Consider the following 21,766-nt stretch of genomic DNA (forward strand, 5'->3'; position numbering starts at 1 on the left):
GGTTGACGCCGAGGTCAGTGCTGGAGCCGGAGATGTGGTGCCGTGCAGGGACGGTATCCACGCCTGCCGGGTCGAGGACCTGCCCTACTGGCTCACCGAGGAACTCTGGCGGATAGACCTCGACGGCCCGCTCGTCATCCACGAGAACAAGGTCGTGGCCAGACGCGGTCGGCTCGGCACGCGGGTCGAGCAATGGACGCGGGCGGCTGCCCGGGAATTCAGTGTCGCCTGCGTCTGCCGGGTTGCCTACCATGCGGCGGCCGAACTGCGCGACGCCGGCCTGGCCGCGCTTGCCGAGAGCATCGAGGCCGCGGCGGCAACTTTTGGCCAGAACAGAATCGGCCAGAAGGGAAAGGGTGACTCGCTCGACGAGCATGCTCGCGCGGGCATCGAGGCAGCTGTGCAGGATCCCGGTTCCACGGCCAACCTGCTGTCGGCATACGTGATCGACGCGCTTGAATCGCTCGACGTCGACCCTCCCGCGGCACTCGCCTACATCGCGGCACGCGCCGCCAACCAGCGCAGCGCCATCCTCGGCGACGCCGCCCACCTCGATGACCCCTACCTCGATGACCCCTACCTCGATGAACGCCGCTGGCAGGCGTCGTGGCTCGCGACCCGGCTCGGACTACCCACCCCAGCCGGTTCGTCGGTGCCGTGACGCAGCCGCTATCCGGAGGCAAGGGACTCCACATCGGCGTCCGACGGTGGCTCGTCCTCGTCGAAGACGCTCCAGTCGTCCATGAAGGCGGAGTCCGCTGACCTCAACTCGGCGGGTTCCGGCCCGCGCGGGAACAACCAGACGCGTAGGGCGCGTATGTCCGAACGGTCGAACATTCGGTGGACATCATCTGTGCCGGTTCGCTCACCACCCGAAAGCTGACTGCCGGTCAGCTCGGCCCGTCGCTTTGCCTCATCGACACCGGAGCGATTGAAGATCTCGCACAGGCGACTCACCGTCCGGGTCGTCATCTCCTCGTAGAAAACGAGGTTGTAATCGTCCGGAGGGTGCGGGACACCCATGAACCGATAGGCGTGGACGACAGCACGATGGTAGTCGGCGAATGCCTCGTCGGTCTTCCCTGATGCCCAGTACACATCCGCCCGCACACGGAAGAGGTTCGCGATCAACTCCTCGTCCCAGTCATCTGTTTGCGCGGCGAGCCGTTTCAGGCGTTGCGCCGCGGCGGTGATACGGGTGACCGCCTCCTCCAGAACCTCCCGTTCCAGCGCGAGGTCCGCGGTTTCGAAGAGCAGCCAGGCGACGTTCCAGTCGTCCGTGAGTTCCTCAAAAACAGCCAGCGCCTCTTTGTAGTAACGGTTCGCGGCCAGGTCTGCCGGGTCACGGAATCGCCTGGTGTGCGCGAGAAATATCCTGATCAGGCCATTGACTCGCAGCAGCTCCCGTTCTTCTTCCGCAGTGGCGTCAACACGCGCGCCACGGCCCAGCCCGCAAAGACGTTGGACGAGGAGAAGCCGGTTACGGATGTCGTTCCAGGGAGCGTCGGTCTTGAGGTACCCGGGCGGATAATGGTCCAGCACAAAGCCCAGCGCTTCGCCCAACTGATCGTCCGGGTTACGCTGGGTTGCGGTCGCGACGGAGCCGACGTTCCCGGCGAGCGAGTCCTCCTGGTGCCAGGTACGTTCCCAGTCCTCCAGCAGCCGCCGGTTGTAGTCGAACGGGCAGTAGCACCCCCACCACCAGTAGGCTTCCAGGAACACGAGCGCGAAACGTGCCCGGGTGATCGTGCGGTTCCGGGACACCCGCCGGGCGTGGAACAACCACTCCCGCTTGTAGGCCTGCCAGCGGGGGTGTTCGTAGCGATACCACGAGCTGTAGGCGCCGGTGGTGTCGTCCTCCCATTCCGACACGAGGCGGAAGTAATGTTGGGCGGCCTGCTGGTGCAGGTCCTGCCAGATGCGGGGGTGCATTGTCCGCAGTTCGCGGCTCAGGGAAAGCCGGATGAACTCGTGCAGGCGGAAACGGTCGGACGGTTCGTCGGCGACCGCGACCAGCTGTTCGGCGATGCCGTATCCTTTGAGCGTCTGAATGACGGTTCCGACATCGGGATACCCGTCGTCGCCTTCTGCCAGCAGTTCGGCGAGTAGCGGCTCGTCGAAGGTGTTGACCACAGCGCAGGCATGGACGGCCTTCGACAGCCGGTCGTCCCGGACTGCGTCGATGATCAATCGGACGAGGCCGGCCCATTTCTCCCACGGATCGTCCGGTAGCCGCTGAAGAGTTCGCCGCAGGTCCGACGCCTCCAGTTTGTCCGGACCCGTCTCGCTGACCAGCTTCGCCGCCAGCGACAGACCACCGGGATGTCCCGCCGTGAAATCGTGGACGACATCGGCGACACCTGGCCGCAGTGCACCGTCAAAGGTCTGGTCGAGGTAGAAGGTGACCTCGTCGCGGGACAGATAGGGCAGCGCCCGGACGTACCAGCGATCCGATCCCGTCGAGAACGTGTGCGGTGAGGGCACCCGGGCGATGACGACCAGGGTGTTTGTCAGGCGTAGCGCCATGCGCGCCAGCCAGTGACCCATCTCGTCGTCGACGACGCGTTCGAACGAATCCATGGTGATCAGGATGTGCCGACGCCGGCTCCATTCCGCCCAGCCGCTGACGAAAGCGTCGTCGATGGCCGACTGCGACTGGCGGATCCGAGCCTTCACCGTTTCCTGGTCGTCGCTCTCGGGGGTGTCGCGCACACCCGTTTCGGTCTTCGGTGCACCGCCGAGCAGCCGCGCCTCACGCTCGCACAGCTGGCGGAAACCAGCGAACTCCCGAGCTCGGGTACGATCGGTCACCCGAAGCATCAGCTCTCGTGTTCGCGCGAATGTCTCCCACAGGACGGGGGCAGAGGCGCGGGGGCCGTAGGCGTCCCGGAATCCTTCCCGCTGGAACGCGGACATGTCCTCGTTGAAGATGTATACCCGGTTGGCGCCTTCAACCCGACTGACCAGCTGTCGGATCAGCATGGACTTACCCAGGCCGTGAACACCGACAAGGTCGATCACCGACCCTTCGCCCCGGGTGAAGAGCAGGCGTAACGCCTCTGTCAACTCGGCTTCCCGGCCGACGAAAAGATCCATACCGTCCCCTCGGGTAGCAGTGGGTCGGGCTTCAGGATCTCATCACTCGAGATGCGGCACCATGCCGAAGTAGCTGTCGCGCTATCGTGCTGGCGCTGAGACGGTATAGCGCCGCAGCGCTCACGGGGGGTGGGTCTGGTGTCGAGCCTGGAGCTGTCTGACAGGAGAGCATGGTGTCCACGATGCCAACCGGCAGTGGTGATCCGTCCGATTTCGCGGCGGCGTTTCAGGCTGTCGTCGACAACGTCGAGCTGGTGGTGCGGGGCAAGACCGAGGCGGTTTCGCTGGCGCTGACCTGCCTGTTCGCCGGCGGGCATCTGCTTATCGAGGATGTTCCGGGGCTGGGCAAGACCTCGTTGGCCCGCTGCATCGCGGCGTCGTTGGAGGCGTCCTGTCACCGCATCCAGTTCACCCCGGATCTGCTGCCGTCCGATGTCACCGGGGTGACCGTCTACCACCAGGGGACCGCTCAGTTCGGGTTTCATCCCGGGCCGGTGTTCGCCCACGTGGTGGTGGCCGATGAGGTGAACCGGGCGTCACCCAAGACACAGTCGGCGTTGCTGGAGGTCATGGAAGAGGGGCGGGTCACCGTTGACGGCCAGCCGCATGCGGTGCCGCGGCCGTTCTTCGTCGTGGCGACCCAGAACCCGGTCGACATGGACGGCACCTATGCGCTGCCCGAGGCGCAGCTCGACCGGTTCCTGATGCGGGTTCGGATGGGCTACCCCGACCGTGAGTCCGAGGTGGCGATTCTGCGTAACCGTCAGTCGGGCATCCGGGTGGAGGACCTGAGCCCGGTGCTGTCCACCGACGAGATACTGGCGCTGGTCGCGCAGGGTGCGCGCACCCATGTCGCGGACACCGTGCACGAATATGTCGTCGACGTGGTCGCGGCAACCCGGACGATGCCGCGGCTACGGCTGGGCGCCAGCCCGCGCGGCAGCATTGCTCTGCTGCGCGCGTCCCAGGTCCGGGCGGCCGCGGCTGGACGGGATTTCGTCACTCCGGACGATGTCAAGGCGCTGGCTGTGCCCGTGCTCGCGCACCGGATGCTGGTGGCGGCCGACGCGGAACTGCGCGGCTTCACCGGCGAGGACGCGGTCGGTGAAGTGCTCGGGTCCGTACCGGTACCCCGGTCGCTGGCCGGGGTGTAACCGGCCGTGGCACCTGCCCGGCGCCACCCGGGCGCGGCAGTTGGCATCGTCACCCCGACCGGGTGGGGGGTGGCCGGCGCCGCGGTCGTGCTGGCGGTCATCTCGGGTGTGCTGCGGTTCGCCGAACTGTCGGTGCTGGCGGTGGGGTGTGTCGCCGCGTTGCTGGCGGCGGCGGTCGCGGTCGCTTACCGTCCGCGGCTGGGCGCGGAGATCGAGGTTCTTCCGACCCGGGTCCGTCGTGGCGAGGCAGCTCTCGCGAGTGTGACGATCAGGAATATCGCCGACCGGCGGAGCGGGGTCCTGCAGATCATCCTGCCGCACGGTGAGACCGCGACCGAAACCCCCCTGCGCTCGCTGGGTGGATCGACGCGGCGCACGATCGCGGTGCCGCTGCCGACCGCGCGTCGGGGAGTGCTGCGGGTCGGCCCGGTGCACGTCCGCAGGTCCGACCCGTTCGGCCTGCTGGCACGCTCGCAGCAGGTCGGGGAAGCGGCTGTGGTCCACGTCCACCCGGTGGTGCATCCGCTGACGCCGCTGGCGTCCGCCCGGTCCAGCAGCCCCGACGGACTGTCCGTGGACAGCCGGACCGAAGGTGGCGTGACCTTCCACGCGCTGCGGGAATACGTGCCCGGTGACGATCCCCGGCATGTGCACTGGCGGTCCAGCGCCCGGGCGGGGACGTTGCTGGTGCGCCGGTATGTCGATCCGAGTGAGCCGGTCACGACCGTTCTGCTGGACACCCGGGCGTACGCCTATCCGTCCGGTGCGGCCGGTGACGGCGCGTTCGACGCCGCGGTGGATGTCGCCGCGTCCGTGCTGTTCGCCTCGGCCCGGCGCCGGTTTCCGGTCCGGTTACGCACCACAGGGGATGTTCGGGTGGCGGGCCGGGGCGGGCGCGGTGACGACCAGGTCGTCCTGGACGCGCTCGCCCGGGTGGAACGCGACGCCGGCACCCTCGACGCGGCCGGTTCCGGTTCCGGTGCCGGTGCCGGTCTCGGTCTCGGTGTCGCGGCATACCCGGATGACGCGCTGACGGCGGCCGTCCGGGGGCTCGGCCGCGGCGGAGTCGGCACACTGACCCTGGTCACCGGCGGAGTCGACGTCGGGCAGGCTGCGGTGGTCGCCCCGGCCGTCAGCCGGTTCGAGCATGTGATCGTGGTCCGGGTCGGTGGTACCGGAATCGAATCCAGCGTCGGGTCCGGTGCGGCCGGGTCCGGTGCGTCCGGCCCTGCCGGGGCCTCAGTTACGGCAGGTGGCGGACGACTGCGCGTCCTGGATGTTGCCGATGCCGCCGCGCTGGTAGCGGCGTGGCCGGCGACGCCCGCCGGGAGCCTGCGGTGACGGCCACGGTGGCTACAACGGTGCCGCTGTCGCTGCCCCGGGTCGGGAGCTTCGTCGCGGTCACGCTGGCGGCCGGGCTTGCCGGCGGCGCATTCCATCGGGCGTTCGCCGTGGGCGCGCTCGCCGGCCCGGTCGCGGTGGCCGCGGTCGTACCCGTGCTCGCGGTGGCGGCGTTCGCAGGTGTGGCCCGCCGTCGCCGGGTGCCGTTACCGCTGTCCGTGCTGGCATGGGCCGGGCTGTGGCTGGCTGTGGTGGCGTTGACCCTGTTCCGGCACGGTTCGCCGGACGTGCCCGGGGTGCTGCCCGCGGTCGGCGACGGCCTGCTCAACGGCTGGGCCCGACTGCTGGAGGTGACGCTGCCGGCGCCGGACTCCCCGGATCTGCTGGTGGTGCCCCAAGCGCTGACATGGCTCGCGGCCGGCGTCGGCGCGGAACTGGTGGCCAGGACGCGGACGACGCTGCTGCCGATCGTCCCGGCGGTCGTGGTCTTCGCGGTCGGGGTGACGCTGACCGTGCCCGGACCGGGCTCGAACCTCCTCGTCGCGGCCGGTCTGGTGGTGGCCGCCGGGCTGCTTGCGCTGTGCCGCCACGCCGAAGCGCGGCCGTCGACAACCGCTGGCGGTCACGCTGGCAGTCGCGGTGGCAGCCGCGCCAGGCCAGGATCAGCGCCGGCGTCGGGATCGTTTCCGGGTCGGGCGGTGATCGGGCTGTCGGTGGCGGTGCTCGTCGCCGCGGCCGCCGTCCTCGTCGGTCCCCGCCTGCGCCCGCATCAGCGCCTGCGCCCGCATCAGCGCCCGCGCCGGCCTCCGCGCCCGCGCCCGCGAACATCCGGCTGGCCGTACTCGACCGTTTCGACGGCCAGTCCTGGACGTCGTCGGCCCGTTTCTCCCCGGCTGGACGCCGGGTTCCGCCGACGTCCAGGGAGCCTGCGCGTACCGGAGAGATACGACAGGACGTGGAAATCGACGGCCTGGACGGTGCCCTGCTGCCGGCCATGGACCGTCCGGTCCGGCTCGACGGGACGGGTCTGGCCGTCGATGTCGGCAGCGGCGCCCTGCTCAGCACCGTCCCGCTGCAGCCCGGCCGCCGGTACACGGTGACGTCGGCGCCGCAGACCACCCCGGACCAGGCCGTGCTCGTATCTTTGCGACCGGCCGTCGGAGCCGACGCCGACGCGGCCCGTTACCTGCCGCCGGGCCTGCCCGGCCTGGTGCGCGACGCGGCCCGGGAGGCGTCCACCGGGGCGGGTACCCCGTTCCAGCAGGCATACGCGCTGGAGCAGTACCTGCGCACCAACTTCACCTACGACCGGACCGCGCCCGCCGGCCACACCTACGGACACCTGAGCTACTTCCTGACCAAGAACAGCGGGACCGGCACGTCCGAGCAGTTCGCGACGGTGTTCGCGGTCGCCGCCCGGACGCTGGGCCTGCCCAGCCGGGTCGTGGTCGGGTTCACCCTGCCCGGCGGGCCGGAAACCACGGCTACCGACACCGTGGACGTGCACACCGGCGACGTGCTGGTCTGGCCGGAGATCGACTTCGCGGGTGTGGGCTGGCTGGCATTCTACCCGACTCCGAAGCAGGGGCAGAGCAGCGGTGGCAAGGTCGCGTCGTCGGCGCAGGGGGAGTCCACCGACCGGGAGCAGCGGGTCGGTGCCGCGGCAGCCGCGCCCGCGCAGAAGCCGACACCGCTGCCCCCGGCCCCGCCACCTGATCATCACACCCCGCTGTCGGTGTATGCGGGTTTGGCCTCCGGCGGTGTCGTGATCGTTGTCGTCGTCGGCTACCTGGCGGTCGCCGTGGGGGCTCCGGTGGCGCGCCGCCGGCGGCGACGGTCGGCGCGCACATCCCGGGAGCGGGTGGTCGGCGCCTGGCACAGCACGGTCGACGTGCTGGCGGGCGCCGGCACAGCCATCCCGGCCGCGTCGACCCCGGTCGAGACGGTCAGGCTCGTGCCAGCCGCGATCGGGGACAGCGGCCGGGCGTCGCTGCTGACGCTCGCGAACCTCGCCACCACAGCTCTCTTCGCCGCGGACGGCATCGCCACCGCCGAGGCGGACGCGGCATGGTTCCACGAGAAGCAGCTACGCACCCGGCTGCGGCGGGCCGTGCCGGCACACCGGCGGATGATGGGACGGCTCGCGCCCAGCCGGGTCGTCCGAGGCGGGAGACATCGATGATTCCCGGTTACGAGTCTTTCACGGCGATCGCGCAGGGCGGGTTCAGTACCGTCTACTCCGCCTATCAGGTCGGTCTGGACCGCACTGTCGCCATAAAGGTGATCAATGCCGATCTTCGGGACTCCGCCGCGGAACGACGGTTCACCAGAGAATGCCGGGCAACCGGGCGCCTCACCGGCCATCCGCACATCATCACGATTTTTCAGACCGGCTCGACCCGGGAGCGGCGTCCGTTCATCGCCATGCAGTATCTGGCCCGCGGCTCGGTTTCCGACCGGCTCCAGCAGGCCGGGCCGATACCGGTACACGAAACCCTTCTCATCGGCGCGAAAATCGCCGGGGCAATGCACGCCGCGCACGGTGCCGGAATCATCCACCGCGATGTCAAACCCGGCAACATTCTGCTCAGTGACACCGATGAACCAGTCCTCAGCGATTTCGGTATCGCCAGCTTGACGGGTATGGAAGGCTCAACGAGCCAGGAGGCCTTCACGCCGTCCTATACCGCCCCGGAAATCCTGCAGGGGGAGGAACCGTCGGTCGCAACCGACGTCTACGCGCTGGGCGCTACCTTGTTCACCATGTTGGCGGGGTCGCCGCCGTTCGGTTACCGCCGGGGCGACAACCCTGCCAGCATCGTGCTACGCGCACTGACCCAGGACGTTCCCGCGCTGCCCCGTGATGACGTGCCCGAATCCGTGGAGAACCTGCTGCGGACGGCGCTCGCGCGCGACCCGGCGCAGCGCCCGCCCACCGCCGACGCCTTCGCCGCCGACCTCCGCCAGCTGTATGAACGCCTCGGCCACACCATCCCGCGTATACCACCGGAACCGGTCGGCACGCCAGCGGATGCCACCGCTACGCCCGAGGACCGGGACCGGCCGCCATCCCAAGCCGCACCGGCGGACCATTCGCCAGCAGACCCCGTCATCGACCCCGATGGTGACCGCCCCGAGAGCGATCCAATGCAGGAGCGCACCGTCGTCCGGCCGCGCCGCCCGGCACCTCCGAAGCCTGCCGCAGAGCCGTCGGACGAGACCCGTGCGTCGAAACGGCGGCGGATTCTGCTGATGACCGGGGCGGCCGCCAGCGCGATCATTGTGATACTCGTAGTGATGGCCGTTCGCGCTCCGCAGCGGCCTAACCCGACGCCGTCTCCGTCGGCCTCGGCGGGGGTTGCATCCCCCACGCTGGCGTCCACGCCAGCGCCCGCTCCCTCTGAGGATCTCCAGGCCGCCCGTCCGAACATTACAGATGCCACCGACATGGGCACGGTCGTCACGCTGAGGTGGCGAAACGGGTCGCGGCCCGCCAATCTGGTAGTGCAGACGGCGGCTCCCGCGGGCTCACGCCAGGTACCGGTGCAGCCGTTGCCCCCCGGTGCGGCCGTGACCGAGATTCCTGATCTCGACCCCGCGCGGGGCTACTGTTTCCGAGTCGGCGCCGTGCTCGCCGTCAGCTCCTACGCCTGGTCCGACTACCGCTGCATCCGCGGCGCCACCCCACCTCTTTCCTAACCCTCATGGGGGTGATAGATCATGATGGCGGTGATGCCTGTTCCCGCAAACTGAATCAACATGGTAAGATCTGATTCAGTTTGGAGGTGTGGTGATGGAGGTTGATCGAGTTGCGATGGGGGTACGGCTGGCCGCTGCGCGCAAGCAGCTCGGCACGAGCCAGCGGGATCTTGCCGAACTGACCGGTGTGCCGCAGGCGATGGTGAGTCGACTGGAGAAGGGCATTCCGACACGTGCACCGCTGACCACTCTTGACACTCTTGCAACCACGCTCGGCATCCGATTGGACCACCTGCTGTACGGCTCCCCGGTACGCGAGCGGGTCCTGGCCGCGGCCCGCACCCCAGCCGGCGCAGATGTCTGTGCAGCACTCGAGCACGCAGTGGAGCTGCTCGAGTTCGACAACGCGCTCGACCAAGTCGTTCCCGAACTCCGGCAGCACCGTGCGCCTGCCGCCATCTCGGTGCTAGCGGCGGGCACACCTGCCTCGCGTGGAACCGATCTAGCGCGCACTGTGCGTGACCACCTCGGGCTCGGGATCGCTCCCATCCCGAATATCCCTTCGCTCATGGCGGAGCTCACCGGGGTCGATGTCGGCTCCGCGCCGCTCGGTGAGGCGTCCGGGGTGTGCGCGGTCGACCCCGACCGGGATACCGCGGTCGTGCTCGTGAACAGCAACGATGTCAGCGAACGACAGCGTTTCTCACTAGCGCACGAGCTCGGGCATCTGCTCTTCGGCGACGGCGCACACGTCGACGGGATTGACGGTCGCCGCACCGACTCCGAAGTGCGCTGCGACGAGTTCGCCCGCAACCTGCTCATCCCGCAGGACGGGATGAGCAGCTGGCTGGCGCAGGCGCTCGGCATCACGACTCGAGACCGCGTCGACGAACGTGCCGTCGCACTGCTCGTTCGGCATTTCGGAGTCAGCCCCGACGTCGCGCGTATCCAGCTGGACCGGGCAGGCCTACTGCCGGCAACCCTCACGGCGGTTCCGTCCGCACGCGTGCTCGCGCACCGGTACGGGTGGGGTCAGCAGCACGACCTCGAGCAGGAACTCGCACGGCGGCCACTGCCGCCGCAACGGCTTCAGGAACGCGCGACGCACGCCTACCGCAGGGGTCTGCTCGGCGCTGCCGCGATCGCGCGGCTCACCGGCCGATCCGAAGCCGACGTCGCCACGTCGCTCGCCGAAGCCGGAGTCACCGTCGAACCCCGAACCCGTCGCGCCGACATTGTTTCGCTTGTCGCCCGCGCCAACGCCAGGGCGTGAACGGCCCCGACACCAGCGAGCCTGCCGAACAGCTGGTCAGCGTCATCGACGCCGTCTGCTGTGTCTACTTCTGCGCCGCAGGCAAGAGCACTCTCCTCATTGACACACTGACCAAGCTCGGGATGGAGATCCTCATCCCCGCCGAAGTCGAGGAAGAAGTTCTGCGCAAGCACCGCTCCGGCCGCCTCGCGACCCAGTGGCCCCGCATGCGAGCCTCCCGCCTCGTCCGCATCCTGGACAAACTCGAATTCGACGGAGCACAACCCGAAGTCGTTGCACACGTAGCCCGAATCCGCGGACGCGGAGCCACACTGGCACTCTCCACCGCCAAAGATCTCGGCGAATCCGTCGTACTCGGCCATGCTGCCCACCTCGCCGAACAGGGCCGGGAGGTATACGTCGTCATCGACGACATCGGAGGGCAGAGACTCGCCGCGGGCGAGAACGTCGAACTGCTCACCGTCGAAGACGTCTTACTCGCTGCCGTCCAGCTTGGCCTGATCCCAGGAAATCAACTACGCACCACCTACGACACTATGCGGCCGTTTGGATCCGGCCTGCCGTCCTGGGACGCATCCACCCTGAAGCCCGCCTACAACGCCTGGAAACGCAGCCAGCGTCAGCAGTAGCCCAGCGCAGCGAGTTTCGGGCACCGACAGCCCCACAGGCCCACGGACAGCAGTGGTTTGACTGCCACCTGCCGTTGGGTGCCAGAAGTCGCTGCGGGCCTGCGACCTGGCGCTGGTCAGCTTCACGCCAAGTACCGCTGCATCCGCCGCGGCGCCACCCCACCCCGGCCCTGACCCCACGCGGCCCGCCGGGGGTGCGATTCCCCGGCTGACGGGGGTTCCAGACCGGCATTTTCAGGGTCGATCGGCCTCAGCATAGCAGTCGTCCTCAATAAACGATTGACTTGCAGGTCCGGAGCCGCTGGCGTTACGGGCAACCACTCTCCAGGTCGGGTAGTCTCCGTTTCCTCCGGCGCACGAAGGATAGGCATTAAAAGTATCGCTGGTTTGAGTAGTCACATGCTGTCCGGCGAGTTTGCCGGAATAGGTGTAGTAGCTGACCACATAATCTGTCACTGTTTCACCTTGAGTGGACGTTGGTGGATCCCAGCTTATGTGAATGGTCCTGGTTCCGTCGGCATTGTTATTCAGCAATGTGTAGTAGCCAGAGCCTTGATATTGAACAACCGCGTCGGGGGGTGGGCATTTGCCGAATGAAACGGTGGACGTGTTCTGCCCGCCGGGGCCGGTGGCGGTGGCGGTGTAGGTGCGCGGGCCGCAGGTGGTGAGCGTCGCGGCGTAGCTGGTCGGTCCGGTGGATGTGACGGTCTCCCCGGTGTTCAGCGGTGTGACGGTGAGAGTGACCGTGCTGGTCAGCCCGTCGCTCGTGGCGGCGGTCACGGTCGCGGTGGTCTTCGGGCCGTTGCCAACCAGCGCTGCGGACACGACCGGCTTCCCGGGTGGGGGAGTCGGTGTCGGGGACGGTGTTGGCGACGGCGTGGGGGTCGGTGTCAGGGACGGTGTCGGTGTTTGCGATGGGGTCGTCGGGTCGGCCGGCGGTTGGATGTCGGGACGGCTCGGGCTGGGCGATGGTCCCGTCACCGGTACCCGGGGGGTGTCCCGCTGGGGTGGGACGGCGATCGGGGGCTGGGACCGGGGGGCCTGGCTCGGCGGTACGACCACCTGCCTGGGCAGCGCCCGGGGCGGCGTGGTGGACGCACTCCCGGCGACGTCGGGGGTGTACTTCTCGACCTGCCGGGTGGAACCGTCTGGTCTGACCATGACGGCGTGGGAGCCGCTCTGATCGTTCGCCCAGACCGTCCCGTTCCTGACGAACACGGTGAGTTCCGCAGCCTCGGACGTGACGGTGATCGGCGTTTCGAACCGGCCCGGGCCGGTCGCGTAGACCAGCAGCCGCCCCTTGCCGCTGTCGGGCACGTATACCCGGCCGCCGGCGACGACCGGTGCGCCGAGCTGTCCGGACGGATCCTGGGAGCCGAGCTCGACCGTCCGTACCGTGCCTGCGGTGAGGTCCGCGAGCAGCATCGTGCTCGTTGTGTTGACGATGATCGGTAGCAGCTGGCCGTCGACGGCCGGTGCCACCAGCAGCGAACGTCCCGAACCGGCGGGAGGAGGCAGTCGCAGTTCCGGTGCTGGGCGGCCGTCGCGTACGGCTACCAGGGCCGGAGCGGTTGCGTCGACCGCGACCGGCACCCCGTCCGCGATCGTCAACGACAGTTGGTCACCTGGCCGGCCAACGGGGACGGTCACCCCCGCGATTCCCTGCCGGACCGGCGCGAGCTGCCCTTGCGCGGGTAGGGCCACCCACAGTGTGCCGTCGGCGGTCAGCCCGCCGTCGGCGATCGGGGAACCGAAGGCGACCGGCGCGCCCAGCACATCCAACGTTGTCGGGTCGATCCGGCTGACCCGTCCGGCGGGCTTGTCGATGACATACGCCTGGCCGGCGCCGGCGACAACGGTGACGCCAGGCCCGAAGGTCTGTTGCACGGTGACGGCCAGCCCGGCCGGGTCGATCCGGCTGACCCGCCCGGTGTCGGTGTCGGTGACCAGCACGCTGGATCCGTCCTGCGCGACGGTGAGGTGATGTCCCTTCGTGCCGTTGATGGTCACGCTGGCGTCCGCCCGCCCGGACGGCCCGTTGATATGCGAGACGATTCCCCGGGCACCGCTGGCCAGCCATGCGCCGACATCATCCAGCCGCAGCATCGCCGAACCCGCGCTCTGCCCCAGCACGAGGACGGCTGATCCACCGGCGAGCAGCAGGGCTAGCGACACCGCCACGGAACCGCGTGCCCGAGACGCGGTGAACCGCGCCGGCACCCGCCGACGGGTCAACCGTTCCCCACGCGTTCGCCTCACCGCAGTCCCCCCACCAGGTGTGCGTGACGTGTACTCGACGTCAGTATATGGCGACTTTCCGCCCTATCGTCACCGCACGATCGTCACCGCAACATCGGCATCGTCCGGTCGCAACCTGCCCGGGGCGGGGACGGGGCGCTCCTACACTCCGTCCTATGAGGGTCCGGCTCGTCGCCCGCCGTCCCGCTTCGGCCGCGCGGTGCTGAGGCCCGCCGACGTCCTGGTCGTACCGGGTCCACCGCCGCGTGCGGCCCTCGAACTCCGCCGTGACGTGTTCGTGATCGAACAGGCCGTGCCGCCGGACCTTGAGCAGGACGGGCGGGACAACGACGCCGACCACGCGATCGTCGTCGACGACGCCGGCCGGGCACTGGCGACGGCCCGGCTGCTCGACCCGGGCTACGGGTCGGCTTCGCCTGACGACCGCCGGGGTGCCGATTCCCATCTCGGCGAAAGTCCGGCCGAGCCGAGCGGAGTGATCGGACGGGTCGCCGTTCGCGCCGAGCTGCGCGGGCGCGGTCTCGGGCGGGCCGTCACCGTCGCGCTCGAACGCCGCGCATCAGAACGAGGCCTGCCCGCGGTGGAGCTGCATGCCCAGGTGACGGCCGAAGGTTTCTACGCCGCAGGCGGCTACCTGCCCATCGGTGGACGCTTCATGGAGGCCGGGATCGAACATGTGGCGATGCGCAAGGAGCTCCTACCCGGCCTGCGGCGGGTCCGCGATGCTGACGGCCCGGCGTTGGAGCGACTCGTCGGTACCCGCATCGATTTCGTTATCGGGCTCGGTTTCGACCATGCGATCGCCCTCGATGTGTCGGCCTTCGTCGCTTTGCATGATCATAAAGATGCCGACGTGATGGAACTGATGTCACTGTACGTCGCAGCGGTCGCCCGCCGTCGGGGATGGGGCACACGGCTGGTGTGGCGGGCTGAACGCGAGGCCCGGTCCCGTTCGGTTTGGACGAAATCCGCAGGCCGGGCCGGACTGTGATAACCCAGACTTGACGGCCAACAGGACGAGGAGACACCCGTGACCTTGGATGGCGAGGCGGAGCAGGTTCGCCAGCTCACCCGGCAGGTGCTTGCCGATCACGTCGGCAGCGACGAGCAGGCGTTCCTCGCCGCGCTGTTCGACGCGGGCCTCGCGTGGGTGGCCCACGCACCCGGCGACGGTGGTCTCGGCCTGCGACCCAAACTCCAGGAAGTGATCGACGCGGAGCTGGACACGGCCGGACGGCGGCCGGACTGGCTGCGCAACCCGATCGGTATCGGCATGTGCGCGCCGGTCATCGCCACGTTCGGCCGGCCCGACCAGCGCCGGCACCTACGTCCGATCTGGACGGCGCAGGAGATCTGGTGCCAGCTGTTCAGCGAGCCCGGCGCCGGCAGCGACGTGGCCGCGCTGGCCACCCGGGCCGAGCCCGACGGTGAGCACTGGATCGTCAACGGTCAGAAGGTGTGGACGTCGCTGGCGCACCGCGCCCGCCACGGGCTGCTGCTGGCCCGCACCGACCCCGACGTTCCCAAGCACGCCGGGATCACCGCCTTCCTGCTCGACCTGGCAAGCCCGGGTGTCGAGGTCCGGCCGCTACGGCAGATGGACGGCAACGCCCACTTCAACGAGGTGTACCTCACCGACGTGCGGGTGCCGGACGCCAACCGGCTCGGCGAGGTCGGCGCCGGCTGGAAGGTCGCGGTGGCCACTCTGCTCAACGAGCGGGTCTCCATCGGCGGCGTTGTGCCGCCACGCGGATCGGGGCCGCTGGCCTATGCGATGGCGGCCTGGGAACGGGCCAGCGCCACCGAGGCCGGTGCCAGTGCGCACACCACCATCGGTGCCGTACGCCGTGACCGGCTGACGCGGCTGTGGGTCGAGGCCGAGGTGCTACGGCTGGGCAATCTGCGGGCGCAGTACCTGCGCGAGCGGGGTACACCCGGCCCGCAGGGCTCGGTGCTCAAGCTGGGCAGCGCGTTGTTCTCGCAGCGGGTGAGCGACTTCGCCGTGGAGCTCCTCGGCCCTGAGGGCATGCTCTACCCGAGCTACGAGGACCCGGCCGAGACCTCGAAGCGCGAGGACCCGCGGGTGATGTTCCTGGGATACCAGTCCGCGACGATCGCCGGCGGGACATCGGAGATCATGCGCAATATCCTTGCGGAGCGCGTCCTGGGGCTACCCGCGGAACCGCGTGCGGATCGCGACGTGGCGTGGAGCAGTCTTCCCCGGTGATCTGTTGCCGGACCGGCCGTCGCATCGTCTGATGCGGGCCTGGTGCGGCTGCCCTGATCTATTGGTAGCCGCGGATCTGGCAGAATGCGTGCGCCAGCTCGCCGTTTCTCGCGTCCCACAGCTGCCCTCTGGTGGCTGTGGCGATTGCCTGCATCTGCGACTCCGCGGCCTCGCCGAACAGGATGGGAAATACCGGTACCGGCGTAGCGCCCGGCCGGGAGGCCACGAATGCCTGGAAGTCGGCCAGCGAGCGGCCACTGTTACTCTCACCGTCGGTCATGAGCACGATACTGATGAAGCGGTCCTGGTCGGATGCACTGTCGAGCACCTTGTAGGCGCTGACAAGGCTGTCGTACACCGCGGTGTCCCCGCCGGCATGCAGACCGGTGATGGCCGTCCGGACGGCGTCGCGGGACGGTTGTGGGTTCTGCTCGTCGATGGTGAAGGCCAGCGGTTTGCCCGGGGTCTGGTTGAACGGCAGCAGGATGACGTCCTCGCGGCTGCGGAAGCGGCAGTACTGGCCGGACAGGGAGGTATCCGTGCCGGTCAGGCCGCTGAGCGCCTGCTGTAGGGCGTTCAGTCGTGCACCGGCCATCGACCCGGAGACATCGAGGACGTAGGCCGTGCGCGAGGGGCGCCGGATGCGGTCGAAGTAGGCGGTGAGCAGCGCGTCGATGGCGGATCTGGTGCCCGGGAAGGGGAGCTCGACGAGCCCGTCGGGTAGTCCCGGTGGGAGTGCGATGCCCGGCAGCGCGGCCCGCCGCGCGGTCCGCTCCACGATCGCTCGCTGCACATCGGGCATGCGCAGGTAGTCGGCCAGCCGCTGGTGCGCCGTGCGGGCGGCGTCGCCGACGCCGGCGAGGAGGGTGAGGGGGTAGTCTGCGCTGACCACGCCGTCCGTGGGATACACGAGCACGAGCGGCTCGGGCAGCTTCCGCGTCCGGTTCACGGCTATCAGGGACGCTTCGTAGTTGATCAGCCCGTCCAGTGCCGGGCCGGGGTCGGCGCCGAGGTTCCTGCGCAGGAACGCGTCGGTGAGCCAGCCCGACGAGCCCGCGGTCAGCCGCTGGGCCGCGAAGAATCCGGTGAGTGACGCCGAGACCTGTTCGATCGCGGCGGCGTCGAGGACCCGGCCGCTGCCCTCCAGCGCGGACGCGACGGCGACGAGCGCGGAGAAGCCGGTGTTCGACGCGGCCGGATCGGTCATGGCGAAGGTGAACTCACCGCGTTTCGCGGCGTCGGCGATGTCCGACCAGGTCACCGGAGTCCTGTCCCAGCCCAGGCGCCGTGCCACCGGTTCGCGCAGCCCGAGTACCACCGGGGAGCCCATGATCCGCGACGAGCTCGCGAGCCGTTGCCTGGCCGCCGGGATGGTCTCCAGGTAGCGGGTGGAGGAGAACCACACCGCGTCGTAGACGCCGTCGGCGCGACCCTCGGCAACGGTCTGCGCCCCGTCCAGAGTGCCGGTGAAGGTCATCTTCACCGTGACGCCGGTGGCTTTGGCGGCTTCGTCGAGAATCGGTTGCATGTCCGCCAGCTCGCTGCCGGCGAGTACCCGAAGGGTCGTGGGCGGGCCTGGCGTGACCCGCACTGTGGACGGCGTGCTCGACGACGTGCCGCTTGGGCCGACCGGCGGGTTACCCGAGGTGCATGCGGCCGCGGCGAACACGGCGGTGACAGCCACAGCCACGGCGACTGCGACGCGCCTCAACGGATGGACACTCATCAGGCACACGGCCGGGCGTTTGCCTCAGTCGACTTGAGGGAATCGATCATGCTTTCCAGCACTTCGAACGACGGCGACCCGACGGTGTCGACGGGCGCCCGGCGGCTGCTGATCGGCTGGTCGGTGGGCCGTGCGGGGCGGAAGCCGTACTGGGCGGCGAGGCGTGCGAGCTCCGGGTCGTCCCGCAGCGCCTGCCCGACCCGGTGGCCGGCATCGTCCAACGGGATCAGCGTGTGCTCGGAGTAGACAGTGGGCCTGGGATACAGCAGCACCATGTCGGGCGTGAGGGTGGGCTTCTGCCCCGGAGCCTCCGCCACGAACTGGGCCTCGTAGATCAGCGCCATCGGGATCCGTCCCATGCCGTCGACGAGGTAGCGGTCGAACAGCACCTGGCTGGTGTCCGGCTTCTCCCCTTGATCGATAACCAGCCGGCACAGCTCGGGCAGGACCTTCTGCACATCCGCTGCCGTGGTCACCACGAGACCGCCGTTGGCCACCAGCGAGGCGATCGACAAAAACATGATCGCGGAATTGGAATCCTGCGGATCGGTCGTCATGAGTCGTACTGCCTTGTGCCACCTGGTTCTGGGGTTGTCGTTGCCCGGCAACTGGTCCCACAGAGTGCCCTTGTGCGCTACGTCGAGCAGCGCCTTGACGTCCACGACCATGCCGCCGTCTGAGGCGGGCTGGACGATGGCGGCCTTGGTGAGCACGTCGACGACGTCTTTGAACGTGGCCACGGCCATCGGCGAGGAGAACGGTTTGAAGCTGTCGGTGATGGCCAGCTCATTCATGATCTTTTTTGCGGTCGCGGTACTGCCCGGAAACGCGAAGCCGTAGCCGTCACGGTTGGGGCGTTCGAGCGCGGTGAGCATTTCGCGTGACCCGCTCGCGTCGACGGTGACGCTCAGCCCGGCGCAGGCGAACCGCGCGCTCACCCGCTGGTCCTTGAAGAATGCCTCCTTCTCCGATCCGATGACGCCGCGCACAGCGGTCAGCGGCCCCGCGCCACACTGCGCAGACGACGGCCCGGGGGGCTTGGCGATCACGACGGTGACCACGACGATGAGCGCGACGCTGGCGACAAGGAGGACAAGTCTGATGATCAGGCTGCTTCGCTGCGATCCGCGGAAATACATTCCCTGCGGTGTCCGCATGGCCAGGTCCCCCAACCGTCCTGCCGTTGACCGCTGTTACGGCGACCTTACCGCCGCGACAGCGGGGACCCTTCGGGGCCGGCGTCGCGCGTGGGATTCGACGGCTGCGCCCCTGTCTGCTCATCGGGCTCCGGGCGGGCGGCCCAGCCTTTTACAGCGATCGCAAGGAATATTCCCGCGGCGGCCAGAGCCGGCAAGACCCATGCCAGCGTCGGGCTGTCGACCCGGCCGACCAGGAAGAGGACGACCGCGACCAGAGACCCGGCGCCGCCGCCCACGATGACCGGCACCAGCACCCCTGGCCGGCCGCTTGTCCGGCCGCCTGTCCGGCCGCCTGGCCGGCCGCTTGTCCCGCCAATCGCCGGCGGGACAGACCCGGGTACTGCCGGTGAGTCACGCGGCAGCGGCGGCCACGGCGGCATGGGCGCCGGCTGGGTGACCGTGTCCTGCGCCGACGCATCCCCAGCCGGCACCCCGGGCATGGTCCCGGCCGACTCCTCCAGCGCCGCGCGGGCCGCCGCGGCGAGTTCCCCGGCCGACTGGTAGCGATCGTCGGGGTTTTTCGCGAGGCCCTTGGCTACCACGGCGCGCAGTCCGGCCGGCAGCTGATCCGAGAGTGGATCCGGGGCATGGAGAACATGTGCGACGAGCACCATGGCCACGTCATTTCCCACGAACGGTCTGCGCCCGGCCAGGCACTCGTACAGCACGACAGCCAGTGAGTACACATCGGCTCGATGGTCGACGGTGCCACTGGCGAGCCGTTCCGGTGCCACGAGCCGTTCCGGCGCCACGTAGTGCGGCGTCCCGACAAGTTGCCCTATGCGGGTCACCGGTGGCGCGCCGCTGGTGTCGATCGGCTGCGCAATGCCCCAGTCGAACAACCAGGCGTGATCGGTATTCGGTCGCGCGCCGGGTTTCAGGAGAATATTGGACGGTTTCACGTCGCGGTGGCGCAGTCCCTTGCGGTGCGCGGCGTCCAGCGCCGCGGCGACCTGCTCAACGATGGCCACCGCCCGTTCCCGTGGAAGCGGGCCGTTCCTGATCACGGTGGCCAGGTCGGTGCCGTCGACGAGGGGCATCGCGATGTACGGTATGTCCGCGGTCGAGTACTCGAAAACCGGCAGCACGTGCGGATGATCTATTTGTGCGGCCAGCTGACACTCCCGGCGGAATCGCTCCGCGAGCTCCGGATCACTCAATGCCCGGGTCGACAGCAGCTTCAGCGCGACTTTCCTGTTGTGCCGAGGGTCGAACGCGACATACACCTCGCCCATGCCGCCACTGCCGAGACGTTCGATGAGCTCGTATGGGCCGACCTGGTTGGACACCAATCACCCCTGGCTGGGCGAGTCACCCCTGGCTGGGCGAGTCGGTCATGACGCCAGAGATGATACGGCCACAGACCCTGCGCAGGCTGCGGCGGTGTGGATGGACCGGGTGCCCATCGCGGGCCCACCCCGGAGGTGGACCGGCCGCGGTCGGGGGACCGGCGCCAGGAGCCGCGTCGACGGTCACCGTTCGCCCTCCCCGGAAAGGCCTTCCGACCTATTTACCGGTCGCCTTTTCACCTCGGCTTGAATCCTTCGTGAAAGCGCCATGTTAGGGGCGTGTAACAACTCTGTCTCGTAATATCCTGGATGACCGGACGGCGATTCCTCCGCACGTCCGTCAGCCCAGCTCATCGGGCATCCAGGCCTTCACAACACCGGTCGGTGTCCATACCAGACGGTGTGCCCGGGGTTGGCAGGGTCATTCAGCCGCGTGATTCAGACCTCATAGATTCAATTTTCGCTGCGTATAGCCGGGCCGTGCGCTGAACTTGTGCTAGGCACGAGAATCGCGAAAGAAGGCCGAGGGCCACATGAATCCGCAGTCGTTCACCACGTATAACGCCAGTCAGACCGCTGACGTCGTCCTCATAGGCGCTGGAGTCATGAGCGCCACACTTGGTACCCTGCTGCACAGACTCCAGCCGGACTGGTCGATTGATGTGTACGAAAGACTGCCCGGGGTGGCCGAGGAGAGTTCGGATCCATGGAACAACGCGGGTACCGGTCACGCGGCACTGTGCGAGCTGAACTACACCAGCGAACTTCCGGACGGCACCATCGACGTGCGGAAGGCCATCAATATCAATGAGCAGTTTCAGGTTAGCCGCCAGCTCTGGTCGCATCTCGTGGAAGACGGGACGATCGGCGATCCGGAAACATTCATCAACTCGATGCCGCACATGACATTCGTCCAGGGGGCGGCGGACGTCGACTTTCTCCGGCGGCGATACGAGGCGTTGCGGGCCGAGCCGCTCTTCGCCGCCATGGAATTCAGCGATGATCCGGCGGTGATTCAGCGTTGGGCGCCATTGCTGATCGAACAGCGCAAACCCGGTGAGCCGATCGCCGCGACCCGCGACATATCCGGAACCGATGTGGATTTCGGTTCCCTGAGCCGGCAGCTGTTCAGGTCACTGGAGTCGTCCGGGGTGCGGATCCATCTCAACCAGGAGATCAAAAGTCTTGCCCAGGCACCTGACGGCACCTGGCGGTTGCGGGTCCACCACCGGACGAGCGGGAAGACGAAGGACGTCACCGCGCGGTTCGTCTTCGTCGGGGCGGGCGGTTGGGCGCTGAAGGTCCTGCAGAAATCAGGTATACCCGAGGCGTGCGGATTCGCCCTTCTGCCCATCAGCGGACAGTTCCTCCGCACCGACAATCCGGCGCTCGTCGCCCGGCACCAGGCGAAGGTGTATGGGAAGGCGCCGATCGGTGCACCACCGATGTCGATGCCGCACCTCGATACCAGAGTTGTCGACGGAAGTGCGTCGATCCTGTTCGGCCCCTACGCCGGATCGAGCCCGAAGTTCCTCAAGAACGGCTCCATCTTCGATCTGCCGAAGTCCATCCGTCGGCACAATATCATTCCGCTGATCGCCATGGCCAGGGACAACATCGCCCTGGTCGCGCTGTTGCTGAACGCGCTGACGGCGACCCGGAAGAAGAAGATCGACGAACTCCGGAAGTTCGTCCCCGGTGGCACCACCAGGGACTGGCGAATAATCACCGCCGGCCAGCGTGCGCAGATCGTCAAGAAGGACCCGAAAAAGGGTGGTGTCCTCCAGTTCGGAACTGAAGTCGTCGCTTCCGGGGACGGGACCATCGCCGGCGTCCTCGGCGCTTCTCCCGGTGCATCCACCGCAGTGCCGATC

At 68.4% G+C, this 21,766-nt stretch carries 15 protein-coding genes; 10 read left to right on the forward strand and 5 right to left on the reverse strand.

Going from position 1 to position 21,766, the window contains the following annotated elements; translation table 11 throughout:
* The coding region (locus tag U9983_RS18030) for a hypothetical protein (RefSeq protein ID WP_322755156.1) at window positions 1–661 on the forward strand (661 nt) is incomplete at its 5' end.
* Between the two features lie 8 nt (window positions 662–669).
* On the opposite strand, the gene U9983_RS18035 is transcribed toward U9983_RS18030, so the two are convergent.
* Window positions 670–3,096: a hypothetical protein gene (locus U9983_RS18035; RefSeq protein ID WP_322755157.1), complete on the reverse strand. Its 2,427-nt coding sequence runs from the start codon at window positions 3,094–3,096 to the stop codon at window positions 670–672.
* Between the two features lie 182 nt (window positions 3,097–3,278).
* On the opposite strand from U9983_RS18035, the gene U9983_RS18040 reads away from it, so the two are divergent.
* From U9983_RS18040 to U9983_RS18065, 6 genes are all read left to right on the forward strand, one after another.
* Window positions 3,279–4,250 carry a MoxR family ATPase gene (locus tag U9983_RS18040; protein WP_322755158.1) on the forward strand — a complete coding sequence of 324 codons (972 nt, stop codon included), beginning with the start codon at window positions 3,279–3,281 and terminating at the stop codon, window positions 4,248–4,250.
* Between the two features lie 6 nt (window positions 4,251–4,256).
* On the forward strand, window positions 4,257–5,591 hold the full coding sequence (locus U9983_RS18045; protein ID WP_322755159.1) for a DUF58 domain-containing protein: 1,335 nt from the start codon (window positions 4,257–4,259) through the stop codon (window positions 5,589–5,591).
* A gap of 406 nt (window positions 5,592–5,997) precedes the next feature.
* Window positions 5,998–7,773 (forward strand): DUF3488 and transglutaminase-like domain-containing protein, encoded by a 1,776-nt coding sequence (locus U9983_RS18050; RefSeq protein ID WP_322755160.1) that lies wholly within the window; start codon window positions 5,998–6,000, stop codon window positions 7,771–7,773.
* On the forward strand, window positions 7,770–9,290 hold the full coding sequence (locus U9983_RS18055; protein WP_322755161.1) for a serine/threonine-protein kinase: 1,521 nt from the start codon (window positions 7,770–7,772) through the stop codon (window positions 9,288–9,290). The genes U9983_RS18050 and U9983_RS18055 overlap by 4 nt, the downstream gene beginning before the upstream one ends.
* Before the next feature lie 94 nt (window positions 9,291–9,384).
* Window positions 9,385–10,563 (forward strand): XRE family transcriptional regulator, encoded by a 1,179-nt coding sequence (locus U9983_RS18060; protein ID WP_322755162.1) that lies wholly within the window; start codon window positions 9,385–9,387, stop codon window positions 10,561–10,563.
* Window positions 10,560–11,192: a hypothetical protein gene (locus U9983_RS18065; protein WP_322755163.1), complete on the forward strand. Its 633-nt coding sequence runs from the start codon at window positions 10,560–10,562 to the stop codon at window positions 11,190–11,192. The genes U9983_RS18060 and U9983_RS18065 overlap by 4 nt, the downstream gene beginning before the upstream one ends.
* Before the next feature lie 234 nt (window positions 11,193–11,426).
* Here U9983_RS18065 and U9983_RS18070 read toward each other — a convergent pair whose 3' ends face one another.
* Window positions 11,427–13,451 (reverse strand): hypothetical protein, encoded by a 2,025-nt coding sequence (locus U9983_RS18070; RefSeq protein WP_322755164.1) that lies wholly within the window; start codon window positions 13,449–13,451, stop codon window positions 11,427–11,429.
* A 28-nt stretch (window positions 13,452–13,479) separates the two neighbouring features.
* Here U9983_RS18070 and U9983_RS18075 point away from each other — a divergent pair, with 28 nt between their 5' ends.
* A complete protein-coding gene (locus U9983_RS18075; RefSeq protein WP_322755165.1) occupies window positions 13,480–14,442 on the forward strand; it encodes a GNAT family N-acetyltransferase in 963 nt (320 codons plus the stop codon).
* Window positions 14,443–14,481: 39 nt separating this feature from the next.
* Window positions 14,482–15,678, forward strand: a complete 1,197-nt coding sequence (locus tag U9983_RS18080; RefSeq protein WP_322755166.1) for an acyl-CoA dehydrogenase family protein — start codon at window positions 14,482–14,484, stop codon at window positions 15,676–15,678.
* 58 nt (window positions 15,679–15,736) lie between these two features.
* Here U9983_RS18080 and U9983_RS18085 read toward each other — a convergent pair whose 3' ends face one another.
* The 3 genes from U9983_RS18085 to U9983_RS18095 are packed head-to-tail and all read right to left on the reverse strand — an operon-like array spanning window position 15,737 to window position 19,892.
* A complete protein-coding gene (locus U9983_RS18085) occupies window positions 15,737–17,404 on the reverse strand; it encodes a VWA domain-containing protein (protein WP_322755167.1) in 1,668 nt (555 codons plus the stop codon).
* Entirely contained in the window at window positions 17,404–18,561 is a 1,158-nt protein-coding gene (locus tag U9983_RS18090; protein WP_322755168.1) for a hypothetical protein, read from the reverse strand. The genes U9983_RS18085 and U9983_RS18090 overlap by 1 nt, the downstream gene beginning before the upstream one ends.
* Before the next feature lie 47 nt (window positions 18,562–18,608).
* Window positions 18,609–19,892, reverse strand: a complete 1,284-nt coding sequence (locus U9983_RS18095; RefSeq protein WP_322755169.1) for a serine/threonine-protein kinase — start codon at window positions 19,890–19,892, stop codon at window positions 18,609–18,611.
* 533 nt (window positions 19,893–20,425) lie between these two features.
* Between U9983_RS18095 and mqo the strand changes: the two genes are divergently transcribed.
* A partial coding sequence (mqo, locus tag U9983_RS18100; protein ID WP_322755170.1) for a malate dehydrogenase (quinone) occupies window positions 20,426–21,766 on the forward strand: 1,341 nt, incomplete at its 3' end.

It is taken from the genome of Protofrankia sp. Cas3, from assembly GCF_963555955.1.
Lineage (GTDB): Bacteria > Actinomycetota > Actinomycetes > Frankiales > Frankiaceae > Protofrankia.

Coding starts and splice junctions, on each gene's coding strand:
- U9983_RS18085 (WP_322755167.1), bottom strand. CDS start 17,404: ATGAGTGTCCATCCGTTGAGGCGCGTCGCAGTCGCCGTGGCTGTGGCT.
- U9983_RS18090 (WP_322755168.1), bottom strand. CDS start 18,561: ATGCGGACACCGCAGGGAATGTATTTCCGCGGATCGCAGCGAAGCAGC.
- U9983_RS18035 (WP_322755157.1), bottom strand. CDS start 3,096: ATGGATCTTTTCGTCGGCCGGGAAGCCGAGTTGACAGAGGCGTTACGC.
- U9983_RS18040 (WP_322755158.1), top strand. CDS start 3,279: ATGCCAACCGGCAGTGGTGATCCGTCCGATTTCGCGGCGGCGTTTCAG.
- U9983_RS18055 (WP_322755161.1), top strand. CDS start 7,770: ATGATTCCCGGTTACGAGTCTTTCACGGCGATCGCGCAGGGCGGGTTC.
- U9983_RS18050 (WP_322755160.1), top strand. CDS start 5,998: ATGGCTCGCGGCCGGCGTCGGCGCGGAACTGGTGGCCAGGACGCGGAC.
- U9983_RS18060 (WP_322755162.1), top strand. CDS start 9,385: ATGGAGGTTGATCGAGTTGCGATGGGGGTACGGCTGGCCGCTGCGCGC.